Annotated in this window: 17 protein-coding genes; 14 read left to right on the top strand and 3 right to left on the bottom strand. The window is 62.5% G+C overall.

All coding sequences use genetic code 11. The features are described from left to right. Positions 1 to 139 precede the first annotated feature (139 nt). From Cth01_RS04920 to Cth01_RS04885, 8 genes are all read left to right on the top strand, one after another. Positions 140 to 793, top strand: a complete 654-nt coding sequence (locus tag Cth01_RS04920; protein WP_034353957.1) for a M15 family metallopeptidase — start codon at positions 140 to 142, stop codon at positions 791 to 793. A gap of 154 nt (positions 794 to 947) precedes the next feature. Then, entirely contained in the window at positions 948 to 2,012 is a 1,065-nt protein-coding gene (gene dusB / locus Cth01_RS04915; RefSeq protein WP_003071134.1) for a tRNA dihydrouridine synthase DusB, read from the top strand. Continuing rightward, a complete protein-coding gene (locus tag Cth01_RS04910) occupies positions 2,009 to 2,242 on the top strand; it encodes a Fis family transcriptional regulator (protein ID WP_003071135.1) in 234 nt (77 codons plus the stop codon). The genes dusB and Cth01_RS04910 overlap by 4 nt, the downstream gene beginning before the upstream one ends. An 87-nt stretch (positions 2,243 to 2,329) precedes the next feature. After that, the gene (gene purH / locus Cth01_RS04905) at positions 2,330 to 3,928 is read left to right on the top strand and encodes a bifunctional phosphoribosylaminoimidazolecarboxamide formyltransferase/IMP cyclohydrolase (protein ID WP_045838643.1); all 1,599 of its coding nucleotides are present in this window, start codon (positions 2,330 to 2,332) and stop codon (positions 3,926 to 3,928) included. A 182-nt stretch (positions 3,929 to 4,110) separates the two neighbouring features. Beyond that, positions 4,111 to 4,563: a c-type cytochrome gene (locus Cth01_RS04900; RefSeq protein ID WP_045838680.1), complete on the top strand. Its 453-nt coding sequence runs from the start codon at positions 4,111 to 4,113 to the stop codon at positions 4,561 to 4,563. Between the two features lie 113 nt (positions 4,564 to 4,676). Next, positions 4,677 to 5,372: a phosphatase PAP2 family protein gene (locus tag Cth01_RS04895; RefSeq protein WP_233425105.1), complete on the top strand. Its 696-nt coding sequence runs from the start codon at positions 4,677 to 4,679 to the stop codon at positions 5,370 to 5,372. A 292-nt stretch (positions 5,373 to 5,664) separates the two neighbouring features. Beyond that, the gene (locus tag Cth01_RS04890) at positions 5,665 to 7,149 is read left to right on the top strand and encodes an amino acid permease (protein WP_045838641.1); all 1,485 of its coding nucleotides are present in this window, start codon (positions 5,665 to 5,667) and stop codon (positions 7,147 to 7,149) included. A 138-nt stretch (positions 7,150 to 7,287) separates the two neighbouring features. Continuing rightward, a complete protein-coding gene (locus tag Cth01_RS04885) occupies positions 7,288 to 7,923 on the top strand; it encodes a DNA-3-methyladenine glycosylase I (RefSeq protein WP_034378230.1) in 636 nt (211 codons plus the stop codon). 33 nt (positions 7,924 to 7,956) lie between these two features. On the opposite strand, the gene Cth01_RS04880 is transcribed toward Cth01_RS04885, so the two are convergent. The 3 genes from Cth01_RS04880 to thiD form a co-directional block, all read right to left on the bottom strand. Then, positions 7,957 to 9,729 carry an alkaline phosphatase D family protein gene (locus Cth01_RS04880; protein ID WP_045838679.1) on the bottom strand — a complete coding sequence of 591 codons (1,773 nt, stop codon included), beginning with the start codon at positions 9,727 to 9,729 and terminating at the stop codon, positions 7,957 to 7,959. A 162-nt stretch (positions 9,730 to 9,891) separates the two neighbouring features. Then, complete coding sequence (gene hemL, locus Cth01_RS04875; RefSeq protein ID WP_034353945.1) at positions 9,892 to 11,196, bottom strand: glutamate-1-semialdehyde 2,1-aminomutase; 1,305 nt, start codon at positions 11,194 to 11,196, stop codon at positions 9,892 to 9,894. Then, positions 11,180 to 12,148 (bottom strand): bifunctional hydroxymethylpyrimidine kinase/phosphomethylpyrimidine kinase, encoded by a 969-nt coding sequence (gene thiD, locus Cth01_RS04870; RefSeq protein WP_012839730.1) that lies wholly within the window; start codon positions 12,146 to 12,148, stop codon positions 11,180 to 11,182. Before thiD ends, hemL begins: the two co-directional genes overlap by 17 nt. A gap of 115 nt (positions 12,149 to 12,263) precedes the next feature. On the opposite strand from thiD, the gene Cth01_RS04865 reads away from it, so the two are divergent. The 6 genes from Cth01_RS04865 to Cth01_RS04840 are packed head-to-tail and all read left to right on the top strand — an operon-like array spanning position 12,264 to position 22,704. Continuing rightward, positions 12,264 to 12,416, top strand: coding sequence for a rubredoxin (locus Cth01_RS04865; protein ID WP_034399566.1), 153 nt, complete (start codon positions 12,264 to 12,266; stop codon positions 12,414 to 12,416). A 50-nt stretch (positions 12,417 to 12,466) separates the two neighbouring features. Further along, positions 12,467 to 12,871 carry a response regulator gene (locus tag Cth01_RS04860; RefSeq protein WP_003071158.1) on the top strand — a complete coding sequence of 135 codons (405 nt, stop codon included), beginning with the start codon at positions 12,467 to 12,469 and terminating at the stop codon, positions 12,869 to 12,871. Further along, positions 12,871 to 13,233 (top strand): response regulator, encoded by a 363-nt coding sequence (locus tag Cth01_RS04855; RefSeq protein WP_003071159.1) that lies wholly within the window; start codon positions 12,871 to 12,873, stop codon positions 13,231 to 13,233. Before Cth01_RS04860 ends, Cth01_RS04855 begins: the two co-directional genes overlap by 1 nt. A gap of 15 nt (positions 13,234 to 13,248) precedes the next feature. Continuing rightward, complete coding sequence (locus Cth01_RS04850; protein ID WP_034353942.1) at positions 13,249 to 13,776, top strand: chemotaxis protein CheW; 528 nt, start codon at positions 13,249 to 13,251, stop codon at positions 13,774 to 13,776. 19 nt (positions 13,777 to 13,795) lie between these two features. Then, on the top strand, positions 13,796 to 16,039 hold the full coding sequence (locus tag Cth01_RS04845) for a methyl-accepting chemotaxis protein (RefSeq protein WP_045838640.1): 2,244 nt from the start codon (positions 13,796 to 13,798) through the stop codon (positions 16,037 to 16,039). Positions 16,040 to 16,098: 59 nt separating this feature from the next. Beyond that, positions 16,099 to 22,704, top strand: a complete 6,606-nt coding sequence (locus Cth01_RS04840; RefSeq protein ID WP_045838639.1) for a hybrid sensor histidine kinase/response regulator — start codon at positions 16,099 to 16,101, stop codon at positions 22,702 to 22,704. Positions 22,705 to 22,795 lie beyond the last annotated feature (91 nt).

Here is a 22,795-nt window from a genome sequence, read left to right as displayed (position 1 = left end):
AGGAATGGCTTTCAGCCCTCAAAAAAAAATGATGCGATCGAGTCAGGCAGCAGCCCTGGCAGTCGCTTTGCTTTTGATAGCTGGTTGCGCACCGAACATAAAGACCATCGCGCCGTCTGATGCCAGACCAGCGGTCACCGTGACTGCCGATCTGGTGCCGCTGGCGACGCTGGCGCCCGGCATCAAGCAGGACATGCGCTATGTCTCCAAGCACAACTTCATGGGCCGCCCCGTGGCTGGCTATGAAGCCGGGGTTTGCTGGCTCAGCCGCGTGGCTGCCGAATCTCTGGCAGCTGTTCAAGAGGAACTGGCTGGACAGGGGCTGGCTCTGAAGGTCTATGACTGTTACCGACCCCAGGCGGCCGTCGACGACTTTGTGCGCTGGGGTCGCGATATGGCCGATCAGAAAAACAAGGACATGTATTACCCGCGCGTGCCCAAGAGCGAGCTCTTCAAGCGTGGCTACATCGCCGAGAAATCGGGTCACAGCCGTGCCAGCACCGTGGACATGACGCTGCTGGTAGTGGATGCCAAGCGCGCCAGAAAGCTGGTGCGTGGCCCGCTGGCCGACGGTATCGAAGTGGACATGGGAACGCCCTTCGATCTATTTGACGAGCAGTCGCATACCGACAATGCCCAGCAATCGCCGGATGTGCAGCACAACCGCCGCTGGCTGCGCAGCCTGATGCAGCGCAACGGATGGAAGAACCTGCCAGAGGAGTGGTGGCATTACACGCTGGTCAGCGAGCCCTATCCCGAGCAGTACTTTGACATGCCGGTGCGTAAAAACTGAGACGCCGGTGCTGCATTGCCCGATAGTGACTCGCCTCGCAGGGTGATGCATGGAGTTTGGTTTTGCTGAAAATTTGAGCAGGTATAATTGCCCCCTCTTTTCCAGCGCCCGGTCTGTGCCAGACATTGCCTGCCGCAGAAACCAAATTCTCTCCATGCCCGCCCTGCACATTGGTCATATTCCATTGGCAAATCGTCTGTTTGTCGCTCCCATGGCGGGTGTGACGGACCGGCCGTTTCGTCAGCTGTGCAAGGCACTGGGGGCCGGTTACGCGGTCAGCGAGATGGTGACCAGCCGCAAGGATTTGTGGAACAGTCTCAAGACCAGTCGCCGTGCCAACCATGAAGGCGAGCCTGGGCCGATCTCGGTCCAGATTGCCGGCACCGAAGCGCCCATGATGGCCGAGGCTGCCATCTACAACATCGAGCGCGGCGCGCAGATCATCGATATCAACATGGGCTGTCCGGCCAAGAAGGTCTGCAACAAATGGGCGGGTTCCGCCCTGATGCAGAACGAGCCGCTGGCCGTGGAAATTGCCCAGGCCGTGGTGGAGGCCGCACGTCCCTACAACGTGCCCGTCACCCTGAAGATGCGCACAGGCTGGTGCGATACGCACAAGAACGCAGTTCTGCTGGCGCGCCAGTTTGAAGATGTCGGCATCCAGATGCTGACCGTGCACGGCCGCACGCGCGAGCAGGGCTACAAGGGCTTTGCCGAGTACGACACGATTGCGGCCGTCAAGCAGGCCGTCAAAGTGCCCGTGGTGGCCAATGGCGATGTCAACAGTCCCGAAAAGGCCCGCGATGTGCTGGCCTATACGGGGGCGGACGCCATCATGGTCGGCCGTGCAGCCCAGGGCAGGCCGTGGATCTTTCGCGAGATCGCGCACTTTCTGGCCACCGGCGAGCATCTGGCTCCTCCTCTGGTGGCCGAGCTGCGTCGTCTGCTGCTCGAACATTTGCAAGATCACTACAGCCTGTATGGCGAGGGAGTCGGCGTGCGCAGCGCCCGCAAGCATATTGCGTGGTATCTGCGAGCTCTGCCGGGCGGGGAAGAGTTCAGAAAACACATCAACACTATTGAGGACTGTGCGGTGCAATGGCAGGCCGTGGCCGACTATCTGGATGCCTTGGGGCAGCAGATGGAGCGGATCCCGGCGGCCACGGCCGCTGCTGAAGCAAGCAGCGAGCTGGACGAACCGGCAGAAATGGCTGCATGAGCAATCAGAATTTAGAACAAGTCGTTCGCGATAGCCTGGAGGGCTATTTCCGCGATCTCGAGGGCGAAACACCGGCCAATGTCTACGACATGGTGATTCGTCTTGTCGAAAAACCGCTGCTGGAAGTGGTGATGGGCCAGGCCGACAACAACCAGTCGCGCGCCGCCGAATGGCTGGGCCTGAATCGCAACACCCTGCGCAAAAAGCTCGTCGATCACGAATTGCTCTGAACGACGAAGCTACCAAATCCATAGCTGCAAGCGCTTGATGTATCTGCACTTGCAGCTTGTTTTTATCCAAACTTTGAATTGACGCCCATGAAAGCTCTGATCTCCGTCTCTGACAAGACCGGTATCGTCGAATTTGCGCAAGCCCTGCACGCTCTTGGCGTGCAACTGCTGTCCACCGGTGGCACCGCCAAGCTGCTGGCCGACAAGGGCCTGCCCGTGACCGAAGTCGCCGAAGTCACCAAGTTCCCCGAGATGCTGGACGGCCGCGTCAAGACCCTGCACCCCATGGTGCACGGTGGTCTGCTGGCTCGCCGCGAACTGCCCGAGCACATGGCTGCTTTGAAGGAGCATGGCATCGAGACCATCGACCTGCTGGTGGTCAATCTCTACCCCTTCGAAGCTACCGTGGCCAAGGCCGGCTGCACCCTGGCCGACGCCATCGAGAACATCGATATCGGCGGCCCCGCCATGGTGCGTTCCGCTGCCAAGAACTGGAAGGATGTGGGCGTTCTGACCGCCGCCGACCAGTACGAAGCCGTGCTGGCCGAACTCAAGGCGAACGGCAAGCTGTCCGACAAGCTGCGTTTTGCGTTGTCCGTGGCGGCCTTCAACCGCATTGCCCAGTATGACGGAGCGATCAGCGACTACCTGTCTAGCGTCAAGTTCGAAGACGAAAAGCTCAGCGAAGAATATGTGCCCGAGCGCGCCTTGTTCGGCGGCCAGTCCAACGGCCATTTCATCAAGGTGCAGGATCTGCGCTACGGTGAAAACAGCCACCAGCAAGCCGCCTGGTACCGCGACCTGTACCCCGCTCCCGGCTCGCTGGCCACGGGCGTGCAGCTGCAGGGCAAGGAGCTGAGCTACAACAATATCGCCGACGCCGATGCGGCCTGGGAATGCGTCAAGAGCTTTGACACCCCTGCCTGCGTGATCGTCAAGCACGCCAACCCCTGCGGCGTGGCCGTGGGTGCCAACGCCTTCGAAGCCTATTCCAAGGCCTTCCAGACCGACCCCACCAGCGCGTTTGGCGGCATCATCGCCTTCAACCGCCCTGTGGACAAGGCTGCTGCCGAAGCCGTGTCCAAGCAGTTCGTCGAAGTGCTGATGGCTCCCGAGTTCAGCGCCGAAGCCCTGGAAATATTCAAGGCCAAGGTCAATGTGCGCCTGATGAAGATCGCTCTGCCCGCCGGCGGCGCAACCGACTGGGACAACGGCCGCAACGCCATCGAGTCCAAGCGCATCGGCTCGGGCCTGCTGCTGCAGACCTCGGACAACCATGAGCTCAAGCTGGCCGACCTCAAGGTCGTGACCGTCAAGCAGCCTACCCCCGAAGAGCTTCAGGACTTGCTGTTCGCCTGGAACGTGGCCAAGTTCGTCAAGTCCAATGCCATCGTCTTCTGCAAGAACGGCATGACCATGGGCGTGGGCGCAGGTCAGATGTCGCGCCTGGATTCGGCCCGCATTGCCTCCATCAAGGCCGAAGCCGCCAAGCTGTCGCTGCAGAACACCGTCGTGGCGTCGGATGCCTTCTTCCCCTTCCGCGACGGCCTGGACGTGGTGGTCGATGCAGGCGCTACCTGCGTGGCCCAGCCTGGCGGCTCCATGCGCGATCAGGAAGTGATCGATGCTGCCAACGAGCGTGGCGTGGCCATGGTGTTCACCGGCGTGCGCCATTTCAGGCACTAATTGCTCCCCCTGAGGCGCTATCGCGCCTTCCCCCTCTCTCGCTTTGCGCCGGAGGGGGACGACACCCTCGGTGCGCGACGGCGCTTCCTTGGTGTCTCTGGTTTTAGGGTGCGCCAGTTTTGTGCTTTGTGCTCTGTGGCCGGCATTTGCTGGCCATTCTTTTTTTGAATCTGGTGCTTGGTATGACAGATCCCATCGACGACGAAGAAAACTATCCGCCCAGGCCGCGCTGGATTGGCTGGCTGATCGGGCTGGTCATGCTGGCGTCGGCCCTGGGCGTGGCCAATATCGGCTGGCGCATCATGCGGGTCAGCACGGCCGAGAAGGCGGCGGATGCGCTGGTGGCTGCCAAGCCCGAGCTGGCGGCGGCCCGAAAGCTGGTGGAGGGCGCAGATTGCATGCGCTGCCATGGTCTGGACCGCAAATTTGTGGGCCCGGGCTTTACGGAGATCGCACAGAAGTACGGCTCGCAAGCCGATGCCCAGAGCTATCTGGCAGACAAGATTCGCAGCGGCAGCGTGGGTGTCTGGGGCAATGTGATCATGCCGCGCCACCCGCAAATCAGCGAGGCCGATTCTATGCAGATGGCCCGTTGGGTGCTGTCGGCTCAGGTGCCATCGGCTGCGGCTCAATAAGCACGGTTGCTGAGATCCTTCGTGAATTCCAAGGCTGCCAGCGCTTTGCGCTGCTAGCCTTTTTTGTTTTGCAGCCTACGCAGGGTGGCCGGCCTTGCTTTCATAATCCGCTCATGGCAAAACCCGCGCGTGCTCCCGCTCTTCGTCCCGCCGATCAGGCAGTCCACGGATCCGGGGCTGGTCCGGCTCGCCAGCGTGGCTTTGTCTTCTGGGCCATATGGGTGAATATCGCCACCTACGCGATCTATCCCACGGCCAACTGGCTGGCCAGCCTGCGCGACCAGCGCTATGACTTCATCACGCGCTGGGACGCCATGATTCCGCTGGTGCCGGAATTCATCTTTGTCTATTTCTCGTTTTTCCCGTTTCTGGCCCTGCCGTTCTGGCTGGTGGGGCAGCCCGGCACGGCGGCGCTGGGCAAGCGCCAGGTGTTGGGTACGCTGATCTGCGGTCTGATCTTCGTGCTGTTTCCGGCAAATTTGGCCTTCGAGCGCGCGATTCCCGAATTCGAGCCCTATCGCAGCATTTTTGCGACCATGTTCTTTGTGGACAAGCCGCACAACCTGCTGCCCTCTTTGCACATCGTCTACACGGCGCTGACCTGTCTGGCCATCTGCCAGGCGCAATGGCAGCGTGGTCGCTGGGGGCTGTGTCTGCTGATTGCGCTATGGAGCGCGGCAATCTGTGCCTCAACCATGCTGGTGCATCAGCACCATGTGCTGGATGTGGTCACTGCGCTGCTGCTGGTGCCAGTGCTCTGCCTGCTGATTCGCCCGGCCGATGTGCCGCCGCAGCCTCCGCGCATCTGAGCCGGGCAGGATTGCTCTGCCTCGGGCCTTTTTTGAATCCTGCGTCAGTGCTCGCTTGCATGCAGGACTGCAGCGCGATTTTTGTGCGCGGTGCAGGCTTCGTGAAGCGCGGGCCTGACTAGTCTGTTTTGAGATGGGTGTGCAGCCGGGCCTGCACAAAACATGCAGATGGACTGGTGATGCTGCAGGGAATCTGCGCATCATTGGTGAAATCCCTAGGATGCCTTTTTGACAAAAAGGACCGGGCCGAAGACGCCGCGCCAAAAGCGTGGCTAAGAGCCCGGGGATATGCATGCAGTGGCTGAAAACCAAAACCATTGAACAGGCGCTGGCCGATTCCGACGAGCCGGGCCGGCAGCTCCAGCGCACGCTGGGTGTTTTCGATCTGATGATTCTGGGCCTGGCCGTGGCCGTGGGCGCGGGGATCTTCTCGGTGGGGGCTCGCGCAGCCGGCAGCTTTGCCGGGCCGGCCGTGATTTTCTCCTTCATTCTGGCGGCGGCGACCTGCGCGCTGGCCATCATGTGCTATGCGGAGTTCGCCTCCACCGTGCCCGTCACGGGTAGCGCCTATACCTATACCTATCTGACGCTGGGTGAGGGCCTGGCCTGGATCATTGGCTGGAATCTGCTGCTGGAGATGATCTCGGCTGCTGCCGTGCTGGCCAAGTACTGGGGCATCTATCTGTCGGCCGTGTTCTCCACGGCAGGGCTGGAGATCGCGCAGAGTGTCGAGGTCGGCGGCTTCTCGCTGAACTGGGGGCCGTTCTTCATCGTGGCCGTGTTCACGGCCCTGCTGATTGCAGGCACCCAGGTCTCGGCCAAGGTCAACAACCTGTTCACCGTCATCAAGCTGGCGATCACCGTGTTTGTGATCGTCGTCGGCTTCACCTATATGAACACCGACAACTTCAGGCCTTTTGTACCCAGTGCACAGCCGCCCGTGGTGGCTCATGGCGTAAGCGGTGACCTGTGGGGGCAGCCCATGCTGGCCTGGTTGTTCGGTGCCGAGCCCAGCCAGTATGGCTGGCTGGGTGTGATCTCGGGCGCATCGCTGGTGTTCTTCGCCTTCCTGGGCTTTGATGTGGTGGCAACCTCGGCCGAAGAGGTCAAGGACCCGCAGCGCACGCTGCCACGCGGCATTCTCGGCGGGCTGGTGCTGGTGACGGTACTCTACATCCTGGTCACGCTGGCGCTGACCGGCATGGTGCCCTATACGGCGCTGGCCAGGGCCGAGAACCCGTCGCTGGCCACTGCATTCATTGCCGTGGGCGCCGGCTGGGCGGCGCAGGTCATCTCGGTCGGCGTGCTGATCGGCATGACCACCGTGGTCATGGTGCTGCTGATGGGCAGCTCGCGCGTCTTGCTGGCCTTGTGCCGCGACGGCCTGCTGCCGCGCAGCTGGGGTGTGACATCGGCCAGGCGCAAGACGCCGGTTCGCCTGCAACTGGCTGTGGGCGTGATCGTGGCGCTGCTGGCAGGCTTTACCAAGGTGGAGCTGCTGGAGGAGATGATCAACATCGGCACGCTGTCGGCCTTTGTGCTGGTCAGCATCGGCGTGCTGGTGCTGCGCAAAAAGCGTCCCGACGCCGGAGCCGGCTACCGCGTGCCTTTTGTGCCTGTGCTGCCAGTGCTCTCGGCTCTGCTGTGCTTTTATCTGATGCTGAATCTGACCACGCTGACCTGGTTGCGCTTTGTGGGCTGGATGGCGCTTGGTGCGGTGATCTATATGGCCTATGGCATGCGCCATTCGCGCCTGGCCCAGGCAGATAAAAAGTGAGCTGTTAGCGCTTGATATTCATTGATTTCAATATGTTTAATATCTGAAATCATTTGATGTCAAGCGCAAGAAGCTATCAAAATAAAAGCCCTGCAGGGAACGCTCTGCAGGGCTTTTGCATTGGTTAGAGTGCTGGGCATGAGTACCGAACCCATCGAGACCACGCCGACCCGCTCCCCCACCCAGTCCGCCGAAGACGGCCAGCAGCGCTGCCGCTGGTGTCTGGCCACGCCGGGCTATGTGCACTATCACGACCGCGAATGGGGATTTCCGGTGGGCAGCGATCAGCGCCTGTTCGAGAAACTCTGTCTGGAAGGCTTTCAGTCCGGCCTGAGCTGGCTGACCATTCTCAACAAGCGCGAGAACTTTCGCGCGGCCTTTGCGGGTTTCGATTTTCATCGCGTGGCGCAGTTCGGCGAGGCCGATGTGCAGCGCCTGTTGCAGGACGCGGGTATCGTGCGCCACCGCGGCAAGATCGAAGCCGTGATCAACAACGCCCAGCGGGCCATCGAAATGGTCCAGGCCGAAGGCTCTCTGGCCGCGTTCTTCTGGCGCTATCAGCCTGCTGTGCCATCGACAGGCACGACCATTCAGGCCCAGACGCCGGAGTCGCAAACCCTGTCCAAGGAGCTCAAGAAGCGCGGCTGGAAGTTTGTCGGGCCGACCACCATGTATGCGCTGATGCAGGCCATGGGCATGGTCAACGACCATGCACCGGGCTGCATCACCAGAGCTGAAGTGGAGCGCGCCAGAGCCGCTTTTCAGCGGCCCTGAGGGCGGGCTTGTTCCGCCTTGCCGGCCCGGGGATCAGGCCTTGACCAGCAGCCCCGGCGCGCTGGCCAGAACTTTCATGGAGGCTTCGGTGCTGGCGGTGAACTGGCGGTTGCTGATGGTGTTCACATATACCCAGTCGGCGCGGCAGGCATCTGCCGTGGCCGTCACCAGCATATAGCCGCGGCGCGAGGTGTCGCAGTATTTGAGCGGCTTGATGAGCTGCTGCAGCGCAGCGGCCAGCGTAGCGGGGTCTTCGCCCGGCAGGTATTCCTCAAAGCCCGGCGAGCTGACCGAGGAGGTCGCAAACTCCACGCCCACGGCCTTGCCGTTCATGTCCTGCAGCTCGCTGGCCCAGGCGTTGTGCGTGTCGCCGGCCAGCACCACCAGCTTCTTGCCGAGCTGACGCGCGGAGCCCAGAACGGTCTCGCGCGCGGCCTGGTATCCGTCCCAGGCGTCCAGGTTGTAGGGAATCGAGGGCTGGGCCAGGATGGCCTGCTCCTGAGGCGTGAGTGTGGCCGGCGCGGTCTGCGCCTTGGCAACCAGCGCTGCGTACTGCGAGACCGATACGCCTGCACCGGCTTGAATGGTCTCCATGAGTATGGGCGCGGGAATGTTCATGCGTCCCATCAGCACCTGCTGGCCCAGCACCTGCCAGATGGCACGGGAGGCCGCCATCTGCTGCTGCAACCACTGTGTCTGGGTCTGACCCAGCAGCTGACGCGACGGGTTGGCCATGGCCGTGGCGAAGCCCGCCGAGTCGATGCCGGCAGAGGTCATGAAATCCGCATAGTCCAGCTGCTTGTCGCGGCCTATCACGCGGGTGTCCAGCATGTGCAGCGAGACCAGATCGCCAAAGTCGAAGCTGCGGTAGATCAGCTCGGCGCTCGCGGTACGCGTGGGCATCCACTCGTGGTAGGCCTGCATGGCAGCCGCCTTGCGCATGGCGAAGTCGCCCTCGCCGGGCTGGTGATTCTCGGCTCCCGCACTCCAGGTGTCGTTGGCAAATTCGTGGTCGTCCCAGATGGCAATCATGGGCGCGGCGGCATGCAGGGCCTGCAGGTCGGCATCGCTCTTGTACTGGGCATGACGCTCACGGTAGTCGGCCAGCGAGAGAATTTCTCCGGCAGGATTGACCAGGCGGCCCATAGCCTCGGCCTGGGCCGAGGCATAACCGCCGCGCGCGTATTCATAGATGTAGTCGCCCAGGTGTACCGTGGCGTCCAGGTCGCTGCGCCTGGCGGCATCGGCGTATACATTGAAGTAGCCGGCCGGGTAGTTGGCGCAGGAGAAGACAGCCAGTCTGACCTGGGCCACCGAGCCGGTGGGCAAGGTGCGCGTGCGTGCTGCCGCCGAAGTCACGCCATAGGCGCGGAAGCGGAAGTGGTAGGCCGTGGCTGGCTTGAGGCCGGCTGCATCGATCTTGACCGTGAAGTCCCTGGCGGCGGTGGCGCTGCTCTCGCCACGCGCCACGATGGAGACGAACGCCGCGTCGCTGGCCAGCTCCCATTGCACGGGAATGTCTGCCTGGTGGCCGGCGGGCGGGGTGACGCGGGTCCAGAGCATCACGCGGTCGGACAGCGGATCGCCGCTGGCCAGGCCATGGACGAAGCGGACTTCGGGGTCGGCCGGCTTGGCCTCTGTCTGGCTGTCATCGCCGCCGCCGCAGGCCGCGAGCGGCAGAACGGACATAGCGCCGGCGCTCCAGGCCATCTGGCGCACAAAGCGGCGGCGGTTCAGGTCACTGGCTTCGGCGGCAGTGTCTTTGAGCAGGTTGTGCAGCGTCGGCTTGCTGGATTCGTCGGTCATGGTGCTTTCATTGCTGACAAAAACGCGAGCGTGGCAAGCGTCCATGACGTGGCTGTGAAACGCCGAGCCGCTGCGGCTGAAGCCGGTGCAGGCGCAGTCCGCCGCCACCAATGAAAAAGCCCTGCAGACATGGTCTGCGGGGCCTGTTGGGCGGGCAGGGATTTACAGTGTCTTGAACACTTCGCGGGCCGCTTCTATGGTGCGGTCGATATCTTCGTCGCTGTGCGCCGCGCTGACAAAGCCTGCCTCATACAGCGCCGGGGCAAAGTAATGACCGCGCTCCAGCATGCCGTGGTAGAACTTGTTGAAGACCTTGCCGTCGGTCTTCATGACCTGGGCGTAGTGCGTTGGCAGCTCGGGCAGGAAATAGAAGCCGAACAGTCCGCCTTGCCAGTCCACGCTGAAGGGAATGCCGGCGGCATTGGCTTCGGCCTTCAGGCCCTGCATCAGGTGGCCGGTCTTGAGGTGCAGCTCGGCGTGGAAGCCGGGGCGGCTGATCAGCTCCAGCGTCTTCAGGCCGCAGGCCGTGGCAATGGGGTTGCCCGACAGCGTGCCGGCCTGGTAGACGGGGCCCAGCGGCGAGAGCTTTTCCATGATCTCGCGGCGGGCACCGAAGGCAGCCATGGGCATGCCGCCGCCGATGACCTTGCCCATCACGGTGATGTCGGGCGCAAAGCCTTCGATTTCCTTGGCATACAGGCTTTGTGCGCTGCCCAGGGCGACGCGGAAGCCCGTCATGACTTCGTCATAGATCAGCAGCGCGCCATGCTCGCGGGTCAGCTCGGAGATGCGACGGGTGAAGTCCACCGAGGCGCGCACAAAGTTCATATTGCCGGCAATCGGCTCCATGATGACGCAGGCAATGTCGCTGCCCATCTTGGCAAAGGCCTCTTCGAGCTGAGCAACGTCGTTGTACTCCAGCACGATGGTGTCCTTGGCCACATCGGCAGGCACGCCTGCCGAGGAAGAGGCGCCGAAGGTGGCCAGACCCGAGCCGGCCTTGACCAGCAGGGCATCCGCATGGCCGTGGTAGCAGCCGTTGAACTTGATGATCTTGTTGCGGCCCGTGTAGCCGCGCGCCAGGCGCAGCGCGCTCATGCCGGCTTCGGTGCCGGAGCTGACCAGGCGCACCATGTCCATGCTGGGCATGAGGGCGCGGATCTTCTCGGCCAGCACGACTTCGCGCTCGGTGGGGGCGCCGAAGCTGAAGCCTTCGAGCACGGCGGCCTGCACGGCCTCGACCACTTCGGGGTGGCCGTGGCCCAGGATCATGGGGCCCCAGCTGCCGATGTAGTCGGTGAACTGCTGATCGTTCTGGTCCCAGAAATAAGCTCCTTGCGCACGTTTCACGAAGCGGGGCGTGCCGCCCACGGCGGCGAAAGCGCGCACGGGCGAGTTCACGCCGCCGGGGATCACGCCCTTGGCGCGCTCGAACAATGCAGTATTCAGATCAGTGTTTTGTGTCATGAGAGGGAATCACAAAGCCTTCAATCGGCTTGGAGTCGGGTTCGTCATCGGTGGCGTCTTCGGCCTGCTCGTCTTCGGACTCCTCGTCCTCGGTGGGCTGGGCCCAGAACAGGCGATCGGGCAGATAGTGGCCCATGCCGGGGCGAAAGCCGGCATCCAGGCTGTGGTCCAGGTATTCCAGCGCTTCCAGCGTCGCGGCGCCCAGATCGTTGCCGGTGGCCAGCAGGGCCGTAATCGCAGCGGACAGCGTATCACCGGCACCTGTGAACGTGGCGTCAAACATCTCGTACTTGCTGTTGCCCAATACGGACTGGGCCGTGGTCAGCACGTTGTCCACGAACTGGTCGGGCAGGGGGATGCCGGTCACCAGCACATAAGGCACTTCCAGCGCCTCGGCGGCCATGGCGATGTCGCGCGCCGTGGGCGCACGGCTGTTTTCCCATTCTGGCAGCAACCAGCGCCACAGCGTGTTGTGGTTTCCAACCAACACCGAGGTTTGAGGCAGGACAAGCTCCTTGAACGCATCCAGGTACTGATCCTGCTTGTCGTCCTCCCACCAGGACAGGTCCGGCATGTAGCTGATGATGGGAATGTCGGGGTAGTCCGATGAGATAGTGGCAATGGCGGCCAGGTTGGCAGGGCTGCCTACAAAGCCGACCTTGATGGCGGTGACGGCAATGTCCTCCAGCACCATGCGCGCCTGCTCGGTCACCGCGTCATCGTCGAGTGCAAAGTGCTCGTAGATGCGGGCCGTGTCTCTGGCGTAGGCGCCGCAGGCCACGGGCAGTGCGTGACCGCCGATGGAGGAGATGGTGGCGATGTCGGCCGAGAGCCCGCTGGCTCCGCTGGGGTCACTGCTGTTGAAAGACAGCACGCAGACGGGTGCTGATTCTGTCGCTTCTTCCTGGCGGGTGCGGCGAGGGGGAGTGGAGGAGATGGGGTTCAATGCCATGGCGCACCCCAGTTTGCACCCGGGAATGCAAGGGTGGGAGCCGGGGTTGTGACTAGATACAATCGTTGCATTCTATGTGAAGCCCCTTTAAGCTGTGACTGACCCTAAAACCTGGATGTGTTTGACCTGTGGCTGGCTTTATGACGAAGCCCAAGGCTGCCCCGAACATGGAATTGCTCCAAACACCCGCTGGGAAGATGTGCCCATGAACTGGACATGCCCGGAATGCGGTGCACGCAAAGAAGATTTTGAAATGGTGGAAATCTGAGTGCAAGAGTCGCTCACTCCATCAACGACCGAATTGGGAGGAATTTCACCGTGACAGCATCTGGTGCGCCTTTGCGCGTTCTGGTCGTGGATGACAGCAACACCATCCGCCGCAGCGCTGAAATTTTCCTCAAGCAAGGTGGTCACGAAGTTCTTCTTGCCGACGATGGCTTCGATGCCCTGTCCAAGGTCAATGACTACCAGCCCCAGCTCATCTTCTGCGACATTCTGATGCCCAAACTCGATGGCTATCAGACCTGCGCCATCATCAAGCGCAATGCTCGCTTTGCCAATACGCCCGTCGTGATGCTGTCATCCAAGGACGGTGTATTCGACAAGGCTCGCGGTCGCATGGTGGGCTGCCAGGACTATCTGACCAAACCGTTTACCAAAGATCAATTGCTGCAAGCCGTACAACAATTCGCGCTGCAAGCTGCAGATGTGGGAGCTGCATGATGACAATTCAAAAAGTTCTGGTCGTTGACGATTCCAAGACGGAGCTGATGGCTCTGAGCGATATTTTGCAAAAGCAGGGCATGCAGGTGCGTACCGCGGAAAATGGCGAGGAAGCCATGAAGCGCCTGGCCGAAGACAAACCCGACCTGATCCTGATGGATGTGGTCATGCCTGGACAGAACGGCTTTCAGCTGACCCGCGCCATTTCTCGCGATCCCCTGTATGCCGATGTGCCCATCATCATGTGCACCAGCAAGAATCAGGAAACCGACCGGGTCTGGGGCATGCGTCAGGGCGCACGTGGCTATATCACCAAGCCCGTGGATGCCGCCGAGCTCCAAGCCAAGATCGCAGCGCTATAACGAGCCGCGCTGCTTATGGCGAACCGTGAAGCCCTCCGAGATCTTCAATCCCGTCTGGCCGGGCGCCTGCAGGCAGCACGCAGCGAAGGCGTCAGCGTTGCTACCTGGCTGGCAGTGCAGGCTGGCGGGCGGGATTATTTGCTGCCGCTGAATCAGGCAGGAGAAATCTTTCCCTGGACCGGCGTTCAGCCCGTCCCATACACACAGGCCTGGTTTCTGGGCATCGCCAATCTGCGCGGTGCTTTGATGGGGGTGGTGGACCTGGCTCAATTGCTGGGGCATGGAAGTGTCCGCAATGAGCAGGAACTGATGGACTGCAGCCTGCTGGCCTTCAACCCTGCCTTGGAGGTCAACGCGGCCCTGCTGGCCGATCGTCTGCTGGGCCTGCGTGCCGCAGACGCGTTTTCCAAGGCCGAGCCTGCGCCTGAGCGTTCCCCGAGTTTCTTCGGAGCCGTCCATATCGATGCGAGCGGCCGCCGCTGGCAGGAGCTGAAATTGCAGTCCCTGTCTCAAACCGCCAAATTTTTGAGCATTCGTGCTTGAGGTTCCTGGATACAGCGCTATGTCCTTTGCACAGAAAATAAATCAGTTGTTCCGACGCAAGCCCATCGCGGCTACCGTCAGTGGTGATAGCGGCATGATGGGAGATACGGTCGTACAGGATATGTACGACGGATCGCTCAATAGCGTGCAGGGGGCCCCTTCCGTCTTCGGCGTCGAGGAGGCCAGCCGCGCGGACGAACTGGTGAGCCTGCCTATTCTTGGTACGGCCACGACTGCCAAGCATCAGCGCACCTTGTTTACCTTGCTGGGTGGCTCGGTGCTGGTGCTGGTGGTGCTGTCGGCATGGATGCTGCGCGAAGCAGGCAACTCCAACCAGCAACTGGCGGCGACCGGCCAGGCATTGATGCAGTCGCAACGTCTGGCCAAGTCGGTCTCCATTGCCATGACGGGAGCCGCTCCTGCGTTTGCCGACGTCAAGGACAGCGCCGGTGTTTTGGCGCGTAACGTGCGAGCGTTGGCTGCCGGCGATTCCGATCTGGGCGTGAACGCGCTGGGTGGTGGTTTGCAGGACGAGCTCAGCTCCATCAGCACCCTGATGGAGCGAGCGGAAAAGAGCGCCGGGCTGATTCTCGGACAGCAAAAGACTCTGACTCAAGTGGGCGACGCGCTGCGCACCATCAACCGTCAGTCCTCCGATCTGCTGGAAACCGCGGAAACCATTTCTTCGCTGAAGCTGCAGCAAGGCGCTGGCGCAGCCGAGATCTCTGCTGCCGGTCAGCTGGTGATGTTGACTCAGCGTATTGCCAAGTCTGCCAACGAATTCCAGACCCTGGAGGGCGTGAGTCCCGAGGCCGTTTTCCTGCTGGGCAAGGACTTGAATTCCTTCAAGGAAATCTCCGAAGGTCTGCTCAACGGCAGCGCTGAAATGCGGCTGTCGGCTGCACGTGATCCTCAGGTGCGTGAACAGCTGGAGACGCTGATCAAGCAATACGACGATACGCGTACCCAGGCCAGTGCCATTCTGGGCAATCTGCAAGGGCTGGTGTCGGCTCGGGAAGCGCAGACCAGCATCAACAATGACAGCGAACCGCTGCGTCAGCAGCTGGAGCAGTTGCAGACGGCGCTGCAGGGGCTGGGCGGGGCCAGCATGCTGCAGCTGGCGCTGCTGGCCATCGCCATTTTGACCGCGGTTCTGAGCGGTATCGGCATCTCGCGCGTGCAACTGCTGGACAGCCGGGCGCGCCAGCAGGAAGCCGAGCGTCACCAGGTTGATGCCCGTTTGCAGGAGCAGGAAGCCAAGCGCATCAACGACGCCAACCAGGCGGCTATTTTGCGTTTGATGAACGAGTTGCAATCGGTGGCCGAGGGCGATCTGACGCAGGAAGCCACCGTGACCGAGGACATCACGGGCGCGATTGCCGACTCGGTGAACTACACGGTGGAAGAGCTGCGCGCTCTGGTGGGATCGGTGCAGAACACCGTGACCCGCGTGGCCCAGACCACCGAGCAGGTGGACGTCACCTCGACCGAACTGCTGGCTGCATCGAACGAGCAGCTGCATGAAATTCGCGAAACCGGCAAGTCGATTCTGGACATGGCCGGCCGTATCAACAATGTCTCGGCTCAGGCGCAGGAATCGGCCCAGGTGGCCCGTCAATCGCTGCAGGCTGCGGACTCGGGTCTCAAGGCGGTGCAGAACGCCATTGGCGGTATGAACTCCATCCGCGACCAGATTCAGGATACCTCCAAGCGAATCAAGCGTCTCGGTGAGTCGTCCCAGGAGATCGGTGAAATTACCGAACTGATTTCGGACATTACCGAGCAGACCAACGTGCTCGCATTGAACGCCGCCATTCAGGCTGCGTCTGCAGGTGAAGCAGGTCGCGGCTTCTCGGTGGTGGCGGAAGAAGTGCAGCGCCTTGCCGAACGTTCCGCAGACGCCACGCGACAGATTGCCGCGCTGGTGAAGGCCATTCAGACCGACACCCAGGATGCGGTGGCCGCCATGGAGCGCTCTACCCAGGGCGTGGTGGAAGGGGCTCGTCTGTCCGACTCTGCTGGTACTGCACTGTCTGAAATCGACAGCGTGTCGCGCCGACTGGCCGAGCTGATCGAGCAGATTTCCAACTCCACATCACGTGAAGCCAATATGGCCAACGGCGTGGCGGAAAACATTCAGCACATTTTTGCAGTGACCGAGCAAACCGGTGAGGGAACCCGCACCACTGCGCAGCAGGTGCGAGAGCTCTCCCACATGGCTGAAGAGCTGCGTCAGTCTGTTTCCCGATTCAAGATTGCCTGATTTGACTGGCTCTTTCTCTCATAAAAATGCACAACCCTTGAGGGTTAAGGAACTAGAGCATGTCAGTGGTTGACGACTCGCCAATACGTACAGCCATGTCTGCAACTGCAGAGCAGGATCTGGGCCCGCTGGCCTGGGTGCTCGATGAAGTGCGCAAGTCGCTGGAGGCTGCGACCAAGGCTGTGAGCCGTTTCATGCGCGATGCGGATGCGGCCCGTTTGTCTGATCTAGAGGAGTTGGATACATCTGCACTGCGCATTGCACGCCAGCAGCTGCATCAGGCCTGCGGCGCTCTGGAGATGGTGGGGGTCACCGCCCCGGCTCAGGTGCTGCGCAGCATGGAAGCTGCGGTCAACCGCTTTGTACAGCGTCCCGAATACTGCACGCAGGAAGCCGCGACCACGCTGGAGCGCACGCACTTTGCGCTGATGGAATTCCTGGAGGCCGTTCTGGCCGGTCAGCAGGTCTCGGCCGTAGCCCTGTTCCCTCAGTACCGTGAGACCCAGGTGCTGGCCGGCAATGACAAGGCCCACCCGGCTGACCTATGGCCTGCCGAGCGCCGTGCACGCGAGCCCCGCTGGACCGGGACCATGCCGGAGCCGCTGGCCTATGGTCCACATGCACGTGCCATGCTGGACGGCGTGGTGCTGCGCATGGTCAAAAGCGACGACCGCGAGGCGGCAGCCCAGATGTGCGAGCTTTGCCGGCGCTTTGCGGCAGCTCAGTCCGAAGATGTGGCGGCGCGCAGTTTCTGGAAGATTGCTGCGGCCTTCTTCGACGGCATGGCACGTGGACTCATCACTGCCGATATCTACGTCAAGCGCATGGCTTCGCGCGTGCTCATGCAGTACGCCAGCATGGCCAAGGGCGACAGCCTGCCACCCGCACGCCTGCTGCAGGACCTGATGTTCTTTTGCGCGCAGGCCAAGCCACGCGAGCAGGCCGGTGAGAGTCTGAAGGCCGTACACGAGGCCTATGCCATGGAGCAGATGCCGGTGGTGGACTACCACGTGGCGCGCTATGGCCGCTTCGATCCCTCGGTGCTGGTGCAGGCGCGCAAGCGCATTGCGGCCGCCGCCGAGACCTGGTCAGCGGTCGCCGGCGGCGACCGCAGCAAGATCAGATCCATGGCCGAGCAGTTCGGGCTGGTGTCCGAGTCGCTGGTCAAGCTGCAGCCTGTCAGCCACGGGCTGGCGCGCGCGCTGATTCGTGTGGCGGAGACGGTGGAGCGCATCGGCGAGCCGCCACCAGCCGAGCTGGCCATGGAGGTGGCGACTGCGGTGCTGTATCTGCAGGCCAGCTTCATGACCGCCGGGCATGACGACGAAATACAGGCCGCCCAGTCCAGCGTGCTGGTCCAGCGTCTGGATGCGGCTTTGCATGGCGCGCAGTCCGAGCCGCTGGAAATCTGGATGGAGGAGCTCTACCGTCAGGCCAGCGACCAGCAGACCATGGGATCGGTGGTTGGAGAGCTGCGCATCACCCTTGGCGAGGCAGAGAAGCAGCTGGATCTGTTCTTTCGCAATCCCGCGGACACCTCGGTGCTGGCCTCGGTACCGGGCCAGATGGCGCAAATGCGTGGTGTGCTGTCGGTGCTGGGATTCGAGCAGGCTGCGACCGCCATGCAGCGCATGCGTGACACCGTCGAGCACCTGATGCTCGGTGAGGTGACGGTCGAGAATCAGCCTCGCATCTTCGAGAAGCTGGGCAGCAGTCTCGGCGCCATGGGATTTCTCATCGACATGCTCAGCTACCAGCGCAATATGGCGCGCAAGCTGTTCGTCTATGACGAGGAAAAGGACGAACTGCGCATCGTCATGGGTCATAGCCGCAGTCGCGGCCCCGAAGCCTTCCGTCCCACCGTGGATATTCCCATGGATGGCGTACCGTCTTCTGGACAGACTTCGGTCGCGTCGGCTGCCGTGATTGCTGCTTCGGCAGTGGAGCCCTCGGTCGCCGCACCGCCACCGCCTGTCGAAGTGAGACCAGTTCCCGTTGCTGTGGCGCAGCCAGAGCAGCTGCAAGTCAGGCACATCGAGGACGAGGACACCCCGCCGTGGGCAGTGACCGAGCCAGGTGCCTTGCCCGAGTTTGAGGCAGCACCCGCACCAGCCGTGGCAGAGTCGGCCGGCGTGGGTTCCGATGCCCTGGCAGATGCCATGGCTCAGGTGTTTGCGGGCATGCAATCGGGCAAGCAGGCAACTGACGAGGCGGATGTCGCTCGGGATCTGGCTGCGGTAGTCGCAGCTACTGCGGGCGTGCCTGCGGCTGCTACGGTGCCGGCAGCCGAACTGAACACTGTAGATCTGGACGGCGACGATGAGCTTCTGTCCATCTTTCTGGAAGAAGCCCGCGAAGTCGTGGATAACGGCTTGCAGGCCCTCAAGGCTTTGGCGGACGAGCCCGGCAATCTGAGCGAGCAGACCACGCTGCGCCGTGCGTTCCACACGCTCAAAGGCAGCTCGCGCATGGTGGGGCTGGATGAGTTTGGTGAAGCCGGCTGGGCCATGGAGCAGATGCTCAATGCATGGCTGGCAGAGCAGCGGCCCATGCCGCAGGCCATGCAGCAGCTGGCTCAGGATGCCCTGAAGGCCTTTGCCGTCTGGGCACAGGATATCGAGAACCAGCAGGCGCAGAACTGGTCGGCCACGGCCTTCCGTGCCGCTGCAGACGCCATGCGTCTGCAGGGCGAGCGTGCCGAGGTGGCCCTGGTTCCGCGTCGCGGCGAGCGCGCCCAGCGCATGGAGACGGCCGAGGCGGCCGCCGCCGCGGATGCACCCGTGCTGGAGTTGCCTGTAGCGCCCGAGCCGATCGCCGAGCCGCAGTGGCCACTGGAGCCACAGACCGTGGCCGCAGAGCCCGTATTTGCGATGCCGGAGCTGGAGTTCCCGCAAGAAGAGCTGTCTGCGCAGCCAGATCAGGAGCCGGTGGCTGAGCTGGAGGCGGCAGCAGCCGACTTTGCCTTGCCGGAACTGGATATTCCTGACGATCTGCTGCATCAGCTTCAGGCACCCGATGCGCTTGACGTGTCCGCGCTGCCAGCTCTGGAATCGGCGGCAGAGCCCGAGTGGATAGAAGAGGGCGCCGGGGAGGTTCAGCCTTCGCTGCAGGAAATCACTGCGGCAGAAGAGGTGCAGGAGCTGGATTTTGCCGCCTTCGAAGCGGCCATGCGTGAAAGCGAGCAGGCTGCCATAGACATGCAGACTGCCGTGGAGCCCCCCGCCATGGACGCAGCTACCGGGGTGCCGGCCGCTGTGGAGATGGCGCTCGAGCTGCCGTCTGCAGAGGCTGCGATCGAGCTGGAGGCCATTGAAGCCTTGCTGGATGGCATGCCCGATCCCGTCGTGGCCGAAGAACCCGCTCAGCTGCCGGAGCCCGAAGTCTCGGCGATTGAGCCGGTGCTCGAACAGACCGAACAGACCGAACAGACAGGTGAGCCGGACGACGGCTATCGCAATATAGACGGGCTGCGCATCAGCGCAGCGCTGTACAACGTCTATCTCAACGAAGCAGACGAGTGGTCAGAGCGACTGGGTGAGGTGTTGCAGCAGTGGTCGCAAGAGCCGGCTGCCGTCATTCCCGACGACGCGATCGCGCTGGCGCATTCCCTGGCAGGCAGCTCCGGCACCGTGGGCTTCAAGGCCTTGTCGGAGCTGGCGCGTTTGCTCGAGCATGCACTGCTGCATCTCCAGCCTCAGGGCTATGCAGGCGCGCTGCAGATGCAGCAATGCGTGACCGCATCCGATGAAGTGCGCCGCTTGCTGCATCAGTTTGCGGCAGGCTTCCTCAAGGACGCTTTACCCGCTGTCGAAGACGCGCTGCGTGAAATCCTGAATACTCCGATCGATGCCGGTGCAGCAGCTGAAACTGCCGATCTTGAGTTGTCCGATCTGGCAGAGCTGGATGAGGCCGAGTGGCCCGAGGTGCAGGCGCTGCAGCCGCCTGCAGATCCCAAGGACTTGCCGCTGGACTTTGCTGCAGAGCTTTCGCAGGATAGGGCCTTGCCCGAGCTTGCGGGTGATGGACTCAAGGATGTGGCCGAGGAAGACGCGGGAGCATCGGCAGCCGACCCGTTGCTGGATGCCGTGGGAAAAGCCGCAGATCAGGCACCGTATTCCATGGTGCCGGCCGCAGGCAGCGTGGAGCATGAGGCCGAACTGCAGCGCCGCATCGATGAAGCCATCGCGCTGGCGGTGCATGCCGGTGACGATGAAGACGATATCGATGTGCTCGATCAGGTCGATGCCGACCTGTTTCCCATTTTCGAGGAAGAGGCCATCGACCTGCTGCCCAAGCTCGGTGCTGCACTGCGCCGCTGGCATGGGCGCCCGACGCTGGATGAGGCTCGCAACGAAGCTCTGCGCGCTTTGCACACCATCAAGGGCAGTGCCCGCCTGGCGGGCGCCATGCGCATGGGTGAGATGGCCCACCGCCTGGAGTCGGCGGTGGAGCGTATTGACCAGGAGCGTCCCGCAGCCGAAGCGATCGAGCCGCTGCTGAGCAGCTTTGACGCTTTGCAAGCCAGCTTCGATGTGCTGCGCATGGCCGGTGAGCAGGAGCCCGAGCAGCCGCTGGCTCAACTGGACGATCTTCTTGCTCAGGCGCCTCTGCATCTGAGTGCAGCGGAGTCTGCTGTAGAGCAAGCAGCGGATGCTCAAGCCGGAGAAAAGACTGCCGCAGATTTTGAGCAGGCCATTGAGCTGCCGGCGCCGGTGGTGCCGCGTCCTGCGTCGCAGCAGACCGTGCGTGTGCGGGCGCAGTTGCTGGACCGCTTGATTTCCCAGACCGGTGAAGTGCTGATTGCCCGCTCGCGTGTCGATGCGCGGCTGTCGCAGGCGCGTTCGGCGCTCAATGATTTGACGGGCAACCTGGAGCGCCTGCGCATGCAGCTGCGCGACATCGAGGTGCAGGCCGAAAGTCAGATGCAGTCGCGTCTGGCCCTGTCCAAGGACACGGCAGCCGGTTTCGATCCGCTGGAGTTCGACCGCTTCACCCGCGTGCAGGAACTCACGCGCATGATGGCCGAATCGGTCAACGACGTGGCCACCGTGCAGCGCAATCTGCAGCGGGATCTGGCCGCTGCCGAAGACGATCTGGTGGCCCAGGGCCGGCAGGCACGTGATCTGCAGCGAGATCTGCTGCGCACGCGCATGGTGGAGTTCGACTCCTTTGCCGAGCGTCTGTACGCCGTGGTGCGCCAGACGTCCAAGGAAATGGGCAAGCAGGTGCGCCTGAACATCCTGGGCGGCACCATCGAAATGGACCGAGGCATGCTGGAGCGCATGATGCCGGCCTTCGAGCATCTGCTGCGCAACTGCGTGGCTCACGGCATCGAGTCGCCCGAGCGGCGCCAGGAGCTGGGCAAGCCGGCTGTCGGCACCATCGAGATTGTGCTGAGTCAGGAGCGCAACGACGTGGCACTGTCCGTGGAAGACGACGGGGCCGGTCTGGACCTGGAGCGGATTCGCGCCAAGGCCATCAGCCTCAAGCTGTGGACCGACGAGCGTCCCATGACGCTGGAAGATGCGGGGCGCCTGATCTTCGAGCCGGGCTTCAGCACGGCCGCCGAGGTGACAGGTGTTGCCGGCCGCGGCATCGGCATGGATGTGGTGCGTTCCGAAGTGAATGCTCTGGGCGGTCGTATCGAAACCCATACCGAGCCAGGCCGCGGCAGCGCCTTCCGTCTGGTTGTGCCGTTGACCACGGCCGTGACCCAGGTGGTGATGCTGCGCATGGGCGCCGTGTCCATGGGCGTGCCCGCCAACCTGGTGGAAATCGTGCGCCGCGTGTCCGTCGATGTGCTGGAGGAAAGCTACCGCAAGCAGGAGTTCCAGGACGGCAGCGAAGTCATGCCTTTCTATTGGGCCGGCGCGCTGTGGCAAACCTCGCTGCGTAGCGAGGAAAACCTCGGTCGCACGCGCCCCGTGGTGATTGTGCGCAGTGCCTCGCAGCGTGTGGCGCTGCATGTGGACGAAGTGCTGGGCAACCAGGAAGTGGTGATCAAGAACCTGGGCCCGCAGTTGTCGCGTCTGCCAGGCCTTACCGGCATGTCCGTGCTGCCCTCGGGGGCCGTGGTGCAGATCTACAACCCGGTGGCGCTGGCCAACGTCCATGGCGAGCAGGTGCGTGCCATGCTGGCCAGGGCCGAGCAGGCCGCAGTCGATGGCGAACTGCAGGCTCTCTCAGGCGGTGCCGATCTGCTGGGCGCCGAAGCTGCGCAGACCACGGTGCCACTGGTGCTGGTGGTGGATGACTCCATCACCGTGCGCCGCGTCACCCAGCGTCTGCTGCAGCGCGAAGGCTACCGTGTCACGCTGGCCGCTGACGGCCTGCAAGCCATGGAGCGTCTGCAGGACGAGCGCCCGACCCTGGTGCTGTCGGACATCGAAATGCCGCGCATGGACGGCTTCGACCTGTTGCGCAATATCCGCGCCGATCAGACGCTCGAAGGCATGCCGGTGGTCATGATCACTTCGCGCATTGCCCAGAAGCATCGCGAAATGGCCCGCGACCTGGGAGCCAATCACTATCTGGGCAAGCCCTATTCCGATGAGGAACTGCTGGGGCTGATCCAGCATTACGCTTTGCAGCGCAGCGGCCCCGCGCCTGAGCGCAGCCCGCTCAACGGGCTTGCGGTCGAGGAGCCGGGAGTGGCTGTCGAATAAGGTTTGCTCCTTATAACAAAGCGGCTTGCGCCGATCTGGATTGCATTTCAGACTGATATTGATCTGAAATGTATGAAGAACGTGCGCAAGC

Origin of the sequence: Comamonas thiooxydans (assembly GCF_000964545.1) — a bacterium.
GTDB classification, from domain to species: domain Bacteria; phylum Pseudomonadota; class Gammaproteobacteria; order Burkholderiales; family Burkholderiaceae_C; genus Comamonas; species Comamonas thiooxydans.
Note: the sequence above shows the minus strand (reverse complement) of the source record. Positions and strands in the feature narration are given on the sequence as shown.

Bases quoted from the DNA above. Each gene is read 5' to 3' on its own strand.
- dusB (WP_003071134.1), top strand. From the start codon at position 948: ATGCCCGCCCTGCACATTGGTCATATTCCATTGGCAAATCGTCTGTTT.
- Cth01_RS04910 (WP_003071135.1), top strand. From the start codon at position 2,009: ATGAGCAATCAGAATTTAGAACAAGTCGTTCGCGATAGCCTGGAGGGC.
- purH (WP_045838643.1), top strand. From the start codon at position 2,330: ATGAAAGCTCTGATCTCCGTCTCTGACAAGACCGGTATCGTCGAATTT.
- Cth01_RS04900 (WP_045838680.1), top strand. From the start codon at position 4,111: ATGACAGATCCCATCGACGACGAAGAAAACTATCCGCCCAGGCCGCGC.
- Cth01_RS04895 (WP_233425105.1), top strand. From the start codon at position 4,677: ATGGCAAAACCCGCGCGTGCTCCCGCTCTTCGTCCCGCCGATCAGGCA.
- Cth01_RS04890 (WP_045838641.1), top strand. From the start codon at position 5,665: ATGCAGTGGCTGAAAACCAAAACCATTGAACAGGCGCTGGCCGATTCC.
- Cth01_RS04885 (WP_034378230.1), top strand. From the start codon at position 7,288: ATGAGTACCGAACCCATCGAGACCACGCCGACCCGCTCCCCCACCCAG.
- Cth01_RS04880 (WP_045838679.1), bottom strand. From the start codon at position 9,729: ATGACCGACGAATCCAGCAAGCCGACGCTGCACAACCTGCTCAAAGAC.
- hemL (WP_034353945.1), bottom strand. From the start codon at position 11,196: ATGACACAAAACACTGATCTGAATACTGCATTGTTCGAGCGCGCCAAG.
- thiD (WP_012839730.1), bottom strand. From the start codon at position 12,148: ATGGCATTGAACCCCATCTCCTCCACTCCCCCTCGCCGCACCCGCCAG.
- Cth01_RS04865 (WP_034399566.1), top strand. From the start codon at position 12,264: ATGTGTTTGACCTGTGGCTGGCTTTATGACGAAGCCCAAGGCTGCCCC.
- Cth01_RS04855 (WP_003071159.1), top strand. From the start codon at position 12,871: ATGACAATTCAAAAAGTTCTGGTCGTTGACGATTCCAAGACGGAGCTG.
- Cth01_RS04850 (WP_034353942.1), top strand. From the start codon at position 13,249: ATGGCGAACCGTGAAGCCCTCCGAGATCTTCAATCCCGTCTGGCCGGG.
- Cth01_RS04845 (WP_045838640.1), top strand. From the start codon at position 13,796: ATGTCCTTTGCACAGAAAATAAATCAGTTGTTCCGACGCAAGCCCATC.
- Cth01_RS04840 (WP_045838639.1), top strand. From the start codon at position 16,099: ATGTCAGTGGTTGACGACTCGCCAATACGTACAGCCATGTCTGCAACT.